The organism is Parafrankia sp. Ea1.12 (assembly GCF_900465275.1).
Lineage (GTDB): Bacteria > Actinomycetota > Actinomycetes > Frankiales > Frankiaceae > Parafrankia > Parafrankia soli.
Map to the genome: position 1 here is coordinate 1 of NZ_UBIZ01000284.1, position 8,230 is coordinate 8,230.

An 8,230-nucleotide genomic window follows, 5' to 3' on the forward strand; every position below is an offset into this window, starting at 1 on the left:
CGCCAGGCCCGTCCCGCCCGCCCCGCAAGGCCTGACGCCGCGGGGCGCCCTGAAGAGGCACGCCGAAGCCACCAGCCCGCACCCCCGGGGGCTGATCCCAGCCACCGCACCCGATGCCCCGGGGCCGGTCACCGGCCGCGGCCCGCCCGCGCATGCGCGCCGGTCCGCGGGAAGCGCCGGTCAGCCGGAGACGTCGACGGCCGGTTGGGAGCCGCCCCGCCTGCGCCCGGCGCCGGCTGTCGGCACGAGGCCTCTTCACTCCGCTCACCGATGCGTTCGACCCACCGATGCGTTCGACGTGTCCGCGATGGCGTCACCTGCGTGACGTCCGCCCGCCAGCACTCGCGTCGCGCGTGGCACTCGTGCAAGGAGGCACCGATGCCGCTGATCCACCCTGCGCTGCTCCGTCCGGCTGTGGCGGCCACGCACGAGGCCACGTCGCCCGGCGCCGCACCGCCCGGCGCCACGTCACCCGGCGCCGCGCCGTCCGGCGCCACGTCACCCGGCGCCGCGCCGTCCGGCGTCGCGCCACTCGTGCCGGACCGGTTTCTCGTCGACGAGCCGATGACTCTCGGCCTCGCGGACCTGCGCGAACTGGTCGCCCGGCTGGCGGGCGCCGACCTCGCCTGGCGGCCGCTCGTCCGGCACGACCCGGACAGCCGCTGGTACACCCGCCTGCTGCTGTCCGGCGCCGTCGAGGTGTGGCTCATCGGCTGGCACCCGGGGCAGCGGACGGAGATCCACGATCACGGCGGCGCGCTGGGGGCGCTGGCCGTCGCCGAGGGCGCCGTGGACGAGGACGAGTGCGGGGCAGACTGGCAGATCACCCGGACGCACCGGCACGGGGCGGGGGCGCTCGCCGTCTTCCAGCCGGATCACGTCCACCGCATCGTCAACCGCGGGCACGGCCTGGCCACCACGATCCACGCCTACTCGCCGCCCGAGCTGCCGCTGCGGTACGCGCCGGACCTCGCCCGGCGGACGGAGCCGCCCATGCCCCGCGAGTCGCGGGAGTCGCGGGGCATGGCCGCGGTGGTCCCGGCATGAGCGAGAGCCGGGTCGACGCGATGCTCGGCGCGGCCCGTGCCCGGCTGCGCCGCCTCACCCCCGAGCAGGCCGCGGCGGCGCTGACCGACGGCGCCGTCCTGATCGACATCCGGCCGGCGGCCCAGCGGGCCGCCGAGGGCTCGATCCCGGCCGCCGTGGTGATCGAACGCAACGTGCTCGAATGGCGGCTGGACCCGACCTGCGAAGCCCGGGCCCCCTTCGCGACCGGCGACGACATCGTGCCGATCGTGATCTGCTCCGAGGGCTACACCTCCAGCCTGGCCGCCGCCTCACTCCAGGACCTGGGCCTGCCCGCGGCGACCGACGTGATCGGCGGGTTCCACGCCTGGGCGGCGGCGGGCCTGCCGACCACCAGCTGATCTCCAGCCCAACCACCGGCGGACCGCCGACCGAGCTCGAGTCGATCGCCGGCCGATCCGATCCGAGCTGAGCGCCGGCCGCCCGGCCGCCGGCCGTTGATACGTTTCAAACCCACGGTACCCTCATGTGGTCCTGAGCACATTTCAAGGCCGATGAGCGACGACATCCGGAATCCGGCGGCATTTTGTACCTTTTTTACCTGCCGGCAACCCGCTCCGGAGGCGGCCTCCGGCCGCGCCCGACCGGCGCTCCCCGCACCGACATCTCACCGCCACGGTGCCGTCACACCGATCTTGCTGCCTCTACAGAATGCCTGTACAGCAGCCGCTTGTATGCCTGGGAGACCTAGCGCACAGCGCGCGCGGAAACGGTGACGTAACCGCCATGGACCTGGGAAGGTGAGGTCCGCCGCCCCGGAGCACCACCAATCGGGGGGCCCGGAGAGATCCGGACGTCGGCGTTCCGGAACCCTTGCTATCCGGTCGAGAGAAGTCTACGTTCCTCGGTTAACGAGACGAGACGGGATCGTTTCCGAGCGGGGCTCCGAGTACACGCCGGGCGCACTGTTGGGAAGCACCTGGGGGCTTCTCGACTCGTGCTGGTAGGCCCGCCTGTCCGGTGTATGGCGCTACGCCGGACGTGCGTTACCGCAGCGCACCTGTCCGCCTTTGCAACGTCAGCAGGAGACGGTATGCCCAGTCAGCCCGGCATGCTACCGGTCGGTAGCCCCGCCGCACCCATGTCCCTGTCGCCGTCCGATTCCGTCCGCGAGGGAGGCAACCGATGAGTGCCGGCGTACCCGTACTTCCCGGTCGTGACCTCCCGCCGCAGCCGTTCGGCGAGGGCTGGCCCGTCTACTGGCGCCAGGACGCCGCGTGCCGCGACGGCGACCCGGACGCCTTCTTCCCGCCGGACGGGCGCAACACCAAAGCACGTGCGGCCGCCGAGACCCGGGCCCGCAAGATCTGTTCCGACTGCCCGGTGCAGCGGGCCTGCCTGGCCACCGCGATCTTCCGCCAGGAAGAGCACGGGGTCTGGGGCGGGCTGACCTCGGACCAACGCTCCGCCCTCGTCCCGCGGGGCCGGCTCAGCGCGGACGACGCGCTCGCCGCCGCGGACCGCCTCCTGCTTTCCATCGCCGTCGCGAGCTGACCCGGCCACGGGCCGCACGTCCTCCGGCCCGGTCATCGTCCCCCCCGGCGATGACCGGGCCGTCCTCGTCGGACGCCTCACGCCACCACATCGAGACCACAGGCCGGTGAGCGGCGTAACGAAGGCATTGACGGAGACCTCCGGCGATGGGCAGTCTGCGAGTCGTCACGGCGCCTGTGCCGGCGCGTTCGACGGGCGTTCGACAGGCGACAGACGGGGAGGACCATGGTGTCCGGTGGCGACGGGTTCGCGCGTGCCGAGGCCGCGCGGTGAGGCCCACCTCGCGCCTACTGCTGCTGCGGCACGCCAAGTCCGACTGGACGTCCGACCCGGAGGTCCGTGACCAGGACCGCCCGCTCTCCCCGAAGGGGCGCCGCGGTATCGCGCTGGTCGCCGACTACCTGGCCGCGTCCGGTCTCGAGCCCGACCTCGTGCTCTGCTCGTCCGCCGTGCGCACCCGCGAGACGGTGGAGCACCTGGCCGACGCGCTGCCCGGCGACGTCCCGGTGCTGGTGGAGGACCGGCTCTACCTGGCCGAGGCGAACGACCTGCTGGCCCGGCTGCGGGAGATCGACGACGGTGTCCCGACCGTGCTGCTGGTCGGCCACAACCCGGGCATCCACACGCTCGCGGTGGGGCTGCTCGCCCCGTCCGAGCGGCACCGCGTGCCGACGTTCCCGACGGCGGCGCTGGCCGTGCACGGCCCCTCGGTGCCGCGCTGGGCCGAGCTCGGCCCGGCCACGACGAGGCTGCTCGACTTCGTCACCCCGCGCTCTCTGCGGATGTCCGCCGGCACCCCCGGGGACCCGGCGGACGACTGAGCCGCCAGGGAGCGACTGGCACCGGCAGGGGCCCGGCCGGGCCGTCAGGCGGGTTGGGCTCGGTCGGGGCCGGTGCTGCGGCGGTGCACCCGGCCGGCGGCCGAGCCCAGCCGACGGGCGGCGTCCCGGGCCACGCCATGGCCACGCGGGCGCGGCGAGAGGCGGTCGAGCGGGCGCATGACCATCGCCTCGTTGTAGGCGATGAGCGTCTGCGGGAGGTCCGGCGAGCCCACCTCCACCGGCTCCCCGAGCAGGAGCGCGAGCGCGAGCCAGGGCAGGTTCAGCCCGGCCGCCGCCGACTGGTAGGTCCCGGAGGCGGCCCGCGTGTTGACCTCGAGCAGCACCGGCGTGGCTCCGCGGTAGCGGACCTGGACGTTGTTCAGGTACGCCAACCCGAACTCCTCGACGACGCGGGTGGCGAGCTCCGTCACGGCCGCGTCCGCCCGCAGGTTGCGGGTCCAGGGCAGGCCGTCCTTGCCTCGCGGCACCGCCGCCAGGACACTGCCGGGCATCGCCACCGGGCCCGCCCCGGGCGCGGGGCTCGTGCCAGAAGCAGGGCGGGAGAGCACGTCGACGCTGAACTCCGGCCCGTCCAGGAACTCGCCCACGACGAGGGCGGGGAAGCTGCCGGCCCGGCCGAGGATGCGTTCCATGGTGGCGGGGCTGACCCGCACCGACGGCGGCTCGAACAGCGCCGTCAGGCGCTCGGCGTCCCCGTCGATGATCCGGAAGCCCTGGCCGCCGTGGTCGACGTCCGGTTTGACGCAGACCGTGCAGCCCGCGGCCGACAGCTCGTCGCAGGCGGCCTCGAACTCCGCGAAGGTTGTCACCGTCCGGGTGTGGGGCACCGGCAGGCCACGGGCCGCCATCGCCGCGTACTGCCCGGACTTGGTAGTGAAGATCCGCGCCGAGGCGGCTGGGGAGCACATGACCCGCACTCCGGCGGCCTCGAACTCGCCGACCCGGGCGGCGACGTCCAACATGTTGCGCCCGGGGACGAACACGTCGATCCCGTGCCGGCGGCACGCCGCCAGTGCCTGCTCGACGAACTCGTCGCCCTCGCCCGGTGGCTCGTCGATGACGGCGTCGCAGGCCTGCAGGAACGGGGTGCTCGGGATCTGGTGGGAACCGAGCACCGTCAGCCGGCCGGGGCCGGCTCCGTCCCGCAGCAGCCCGATGAGCTGGTAGGTGCCGCGCCAGGTCTGGTTGAACCAGAGGCGCGCCGCGCTCAGTACGCCTGCTCCATGATGTTGGAGGCCAGGCCGATGGCGGCACCCGCGACGATCGCCACACCGGCCGCGATCCACAGGGGCACCGAACCGAGGATCAACGCGAGAGTCCCGAAGATGAAGGCGGCGATAATGATGTACACCGCCGCCCAAGAGCCCACGTTGCCCCGCACATGACCGGTCTCCGACACGTCCACTCCTGTCTCGTCGTCCACGGTAACCATGCCCGACCTCCCGCCGAGCGTACCCGCCCGGGAACGTCTCAGGAGAATCCAGCCAGGTGACGCAGATCCGCCAGTTGGTCGTTGAGCCATCGCCGGACGTCGTGCGTGCGGACCTGCTCGGCGGCCGCGGCGAGCCGACGGTGCCGTTCCTCCATCGGCATCGTGAGCGCGGTGTAGAGGGCGTCGGCCATCTGCTGGACGTCGAACGGGTGCAGCGTGACGGCGAACTCACCCAGCTCCTCGTGCGACCCGGCCATCTCGGACAGCGCGAGCACGCCGCCGCGCCGGTTGACGACGGCGACCTCCTTGGCCACGAGGTTCATGCCGTCGGCGATGGCGTTGACCATCAGCACGTCACAGATCGAGTAGGCGGCGACCGCCAGCGCGAAGTCCTCCACCATGCGGAGATCGATGGGCTGGCGCCCCTCCTTGGTGTGCTTGGCGTTGATCTCAGCGACGACCGCGCCGATCAGCGCGATGTAGTCGGCGTACTCCGGGACGTCGGTCCGGCTCGGCTGCAGCAGCGCGAGGAAGCTGACCCGCCCGACGAGCTCGGGATGTTGGTCGAGCAGGGTGCCGAAGGCCAGGAAACCGCGCACCACGTTCTTGCTGGGGTCGGTGCGGTCCACCCGGAGCACGAGCTGGCGGTCCTCGTCGAGGAACACGTAGCGCAGCATTGCCATGTGGGCGGCGACGTCCTCGCTGGCCAGCGTGGCGTCGAGGGCCGCCGGGTCGACGGAGATCGGATAGTAGCGGGCGCTCACCACCCGGTCGTTCACCGTGACGGTCAGGTCGTCGAGGTTGATCGGCAGGCCGAGCAGCTCGCCGGCGCACAGCACGAAGTTCCGGGCGTAACGGCGGGTGTGAAAGCCGACGACGTCACTGCCGAGCAGGCCGCGCAGCAGACGTTCCCGGATGTTCCCGGGCAGCACGCGCCATTCGTCCGGGCCCGGCCACGGAATGTGCACGAAGTGGGTGAGAACCACATCGGGGCACTGTTCGCGGACGTGTTCGGCCACCAGGTAGAAGTGGTAGTCCTGCAGCAGCACCAGCGCCTTGCCGCCGCGGGACCGCACCTCGTCGGCGACGGCGTCGGCGTAGGCCCGGTTCACCGCGGCGTAGCCGTTCTCGAACGCGTCGTGCTCGGCCCGGGTGAGCACCGGAGCCAGCGACCGGCCGTACAGGCCGTGCTGGATGAACCACAGGATCGGGTTCGACCAGACGCTGTAGAAGTCGGCGTAGGCGTCCGGATCGGTCACCACCAACCGGACCCTGATCGACGGGCCGTCCGGCTGCCCCTCGACGACGTGCGGGGTCGGCTGGGTCTGCACCAGGATCGCGCCGCCGTCGTTCTCACCGGCGACGGCGGCGTCCTCGGGGGTCGCGGCGCCGCACACCCAGACCGCGTCGTCGAGGTGCTCGGCGAGGCCGGACAGCGCGGACACCAGCCCGCCGGCGCCACGGTTGACGGTCCGGCCGGACGCGTCACGATCGAAGCTGACAGGACCTCGGTTGGACAGCAGAACCAGCGGAAGATCGAGCAGGTCGATGTCCGACACGGCGGAAGAAGCCCTCCTGGTCGTCATGGTGCCCGGCACCGTCGGTCGGCGCACGGCCGGCAATGTGGGCACTGTCGGCCACGGCCCGCCGAAGGGTCGGGCGCACGGGACAATCCGGACTGTAGTGAGCCTGGCTATCGGATGCACCGCGTTGCCGCCCGGCCAGGACGTTGTTACCCGGACACCCGGCGGGTTACCACCACCGCACAGCGCGTGCGGGTCTCCGTGGCACGGACCCCGACCAGTTCGTCCACGTACGCACCACTGCGCGACCAGTGCACATGCCCGGCCGGTCCGGCCGCACCGCGCGCCGCGGTTCTCCCCCGCCGACACCGGTCCCACCGGCAGTGTGTCCGACACCACGCCGGATCCGGGCCGGTGGTACGCCCCCGGTCACAGACCGTCGCGGTAGACCTTGACCTCCTGGACGGCGTTGCCGAGCGCGGCGAGCGCGTTCTCCAGGCTGTCCCTGGTCTCGACCAGCGCACTGGTGAGCTGCTCGACGGCGAGGTGCTCACTGCCGTCGGTGGCCGCCACGACCATCGCCTGCGCTTCCTCGATCATGTTGAGCGCGCCCTCGAGCTGGCCCGTCACATCTTCCGTGCGCCGGAACGCCTCGTCGAGCTGTGCCTTGACGTCGGCGATCGTCCCTGCCACCGTGCACTCCGTTCGTTGACCGACTGGGTCCTCTCACCGGCTGGGTCCTCTCACCCACTGGTCCCCGCACCGGCTGGTCCCCGCACCGGCGCGGGCTGCCCGGCCCCGGCCTCAGCGCCGCCCGGATCCGCCCTGGCCGGTGGGTTTGGACGAGCCGGTGGCCGCGCCGAAGCCCAGCCCGAACCGCAGCGCGAGCGCGAGCACGGCCAGCGAGCCGACGGCCCCCGCCGGCTCGATGGGCACGAAACCGAACGTGGCGAAGACGGCGACCGCCGCCGACGCCGCGGCGAGCAGGGCGCTGCGCACCGCGGCCGCCGCGGACGAGCCGGTGGCCGCGACCACCGCGATCGCGCCCACTCCCCCGGCCGCGGCGAGGCACGGCAGGGCCGGCGCCGCCACGAACACCCGGGCCGCCACCGTCAGCGCGCCGCCGAGCGCGCAGCACAGGGCGGTGACCAGCCCCGCGGACATCCCGGAGGCGCCCTTCGTCACCGCGCGCAGCTCGGCGGAGCGGGCCATCACCTCCAGGCACAGCCGGTAGGCCAGCTTCTTCGCCCGCTCCGGGTCGACCAGGCCGTCGGCGCCGACCAGGCCGCCGGACGCCGCGCCGAGCCGCTTCCCGCCGCGCTGACCCATGGAGGGCTGCTCGTCGACACCGCGGGCCCGCGAGCCGCGCGACGCGCGGCGTCCGCCCGCCGCGTCGATCGTCACAGCCGTGGGACGGCCGCCGCGGCCACGGTCGAGCCCGTCCAGATCGCCGGCGTACCGCTGGTAGACGGCCTCGAGGTCGGGCCCCTCGCCCCTGCGGGGGCGCACCTGGTCGAGCTCGCCCAGGCCGTGCGGGGCCAGCGACCCGCCGACGCTCCCCCAGACGACGCCGATGCGTGTGCGTATGTCGTCGGCCGCCGAGCGGTGCCGGCGGGCGATCACGTCATGCCCCTCCTGGCGGGCGGCGAGGCTCTCGGCCAGCCGGGCCCGCACCGCGTCGGAGGCCCCCATCAGCTCCCGGTACCGGTTGGCCGCTACCAGCGGATGGTCGAGCTCCCGCGGCACGAACGCGCCGGGCCGGGGCGGCACGGCCGCGGCGGAGCCGGACCGGGGGGTGGGAGCGGTGGCGCCTGAGGGCATGGTCGGCACGAGCGGCCCGTCCGGGATCTCGG

General features: G+C 73.4%; 9 protein-coding genes. 4 read left to right on the forward strand and 5 right to left on the reverse strand.

Annotation, left to right across the window (positions count from 1 at the left end; translation table 11 throughout):
* Positions 1-378: 378 nt before the first annotated feature.
* The 4 genes from FMEAI12_RS13555 to FMEAI12_RS13570 all read left to right on the forward strand — a co-directional run bounded on the left by FMEAI12_RS13555 (position 379) and on the right by FMEAI12_RS13570 (position 3,401).
* On the forward strand, positions 379-1,047 hold the full coding sequence (locus FMEAI12_RS13555; protein ID WP_112106300.1) for a cysteine dioxygenase family protein: 669 nt from the start codon (positions 379-381) through the stop codon (positions 1,045-1,047).
* Positions 1,044-1,427, forward strand: coding sequence for a rhodanese-like domain-containing protein (locus FMEAI12_RS13560; RefSeq protein WP_112106298.1), 384 nt, complete (start codon positions 1,044-1,046; stop codon positions 1,425-1,427). Before FMEAI12_RS13555 ends, FMEAI12_RS13560 begins: the two co-directional genes overlap by 4 nt.
* 784 nt (positions 1,428-2,211) lie before the next feature.
* On the forward strand, positions 2,212-2,580 hold the full coding sequence (locus tag FMEAI12_RS13565; protein ID WP_020462464.1) for a WhiB family transcriptional regulator: 369 nt from the start codon (positions 2,212-2,214) through the stop codon (positions 2,578-2,580).
* Between the two features lie 269 nt (positions 2,581-2,849).
* Positions 2,850-3,401 carry a histidine phosphatase family protein gene (locus FMEAI12_RS13570; protein ID WP_112106299.1) on the forward strand — a complete coding sequence of 184 codons (552 nt, stop codon included), beginning with the start codon at positions 2,850-2,852 and terminating at the stop codon, positions 3,399-3,401.
* A 44-nt stretch (positions 3,402-3,445) separates the two neighbouring features.
* On the opposite strand, the gene FMEAI12_RS13575 is transcribed toward FMEAI12_RS13570, so the two are convergent.
* The 5 genes from FMEAI12_RS13575 to FMEAI12_RS13595 all read right to left on the reverse strand — a co-directional run.
* Positions 3,446-4,537, reverse strand: coding sequence for an ATP-grasp domain-containing protein (locus FMEAI12_RS13575; protein ID WP_235013967.1), 1,092 nt, complete (start codon positions 4,535-4,537; stop codon positions 3,446-3,448).
* Between the two features lie 92 nt (positions 4,538-4,629).
* Positions 4,630-4,854 carry a hypothetical protein gene (locus FMEAI12_RS13580; protein ID WP_071063712.1) on the reverse strand — a complete coding sequence of 75 codons (225 nt, stop codon included), beginning with the start codon at positions 4,852-4,854 and terminating at the stop codon, positions 4,630-4,632.
* A 38-nt stretch (positions 4,855-4,892) separates the two neighbouring features.
* A complete protein-coding gene (locus tag FMEAI12_RS13585) occupies positions 4,893-6,413 on the reverse strand; it encodes a trehalose-6-phosphate synthase (RefSeq protein ID WP_071063714.1) in 1,521 nt (506 codons plus the stop codon).
* Between the two features lie 393 nt (positions 6,414-6,806).
* Complete coding sequence (locus FMEAI12_RS13590; protein ID WP_018499991.1) at positions 6,807-7,070, reverse strand: hypothetical protein; 264 nt, start codon at positions 7,068-7,070, stop codon at positions 6,807-6,809.
* 111 nt (positions 7,071-7,181) lie between these two features.
* The coding region (locus FMEAI12_RS13595) for a hypothetical protein (RefSeq protein ID WP_112106302.1) at positions 7,182-8,230 on the reverse strand (1,049 nt) is incomplete at its 5' end.